This is a genomic window from Streptomyces calidiresistens (genome assembly GCF_014141525.1).
Taxonomy (GTDB): domain Bacteria; phylum Actinomycetota; class Actinomycetes; order Streptomycetales; family Streptomycetaceae; genus Streptomyces; species Streptomyces calidiresistens.
The window spans coordinates 1-737 of sequence record NZ_VKHS01001403.1 but is presented as its reverse complement, the minus strand read 5'-3'; the positions used below and the strand labels follow the sequence as shown (position 1 = coordinate 737).

Annotated in this window: 1 protein-coding gene; it reads left to right on the top strand. The window is 75.2% G+C overall.

Annotation, left to right across the window (positions count from 1 at the left end):
- A partial coding sequence (pdxH, locus tag FOE67_RS27530; protein WP_228474368.1) for a pyridoxamine 5'-phosphate oxidase occupies window positions 1–644 on the top strand: 644 nt, incomplete at its 5' end.
- Window positions 645–737: the final 93 nt, after the last annotated feature.

The following is a 737-nucleotide window of genomic DNA, read 5'->3' as shown; positions in this document are numbered from 1 at the left end:
GCCCGGACCCCGCCCCGATGCGGGCCCGCTACCGGTCGGAGGGGCTGTCGGAGGACGAATTGGCCCCGGACCCGATCACCCAGTTCGGCCGGTGGTTCGCGGCGGCGGTCGAGATCGGTCTCCACGAGCCCAACGCCATGGTGCTCTCGACGGTGGACGACCACGGGGTGCCCTCCTCCCGGACGGTCCTGCTGAAGGAGTACGACGAGCGCGGCTTCGTCTTCTTCACCCACTACGGCTCCCGCAAGGGCCGGGACATCGCGGCCAACCCCCGGGTCTCGCTGCTCTTCCCCTGGCACCCGATCGCCCGGCAGGTGATTGTCTCGGGGACGGCGCGGCGCACCGACCGGGGCGAGAGCGCGCGGTACTTCCGCACCCGGCCGCACGGCTCCCAGTTGGGGGCGTGGGCGAGTGAGCAGTCGGAGCCGGTGGCCTCGCGGGAGGAGCTGGATCGGCGGTACGCGGCGCTGGCCGAGCGGTACCCGGAGGCCGAGGACGTGCCGGCCCCGCCGCAGTGGGGCGGTTTCCGGGTGGAGCCGGAGACGGTGGAGTTCTGGCAGGGCCGGGAGAACCGGCTGCACGACCGGTTGCGGTACCGCCGGGGGGAGGGCGGCCGGTGGACGCTGGAGCGGTTGTGTCCGTGAGCCCGGCGTGAGGCCCCGGGGGCGCTTCGCGTCGCCCCCGGGCACACCGGGTCCCGGCGGATCCGGGGGGCGGCGGCGTGCGGGACGGAGGGG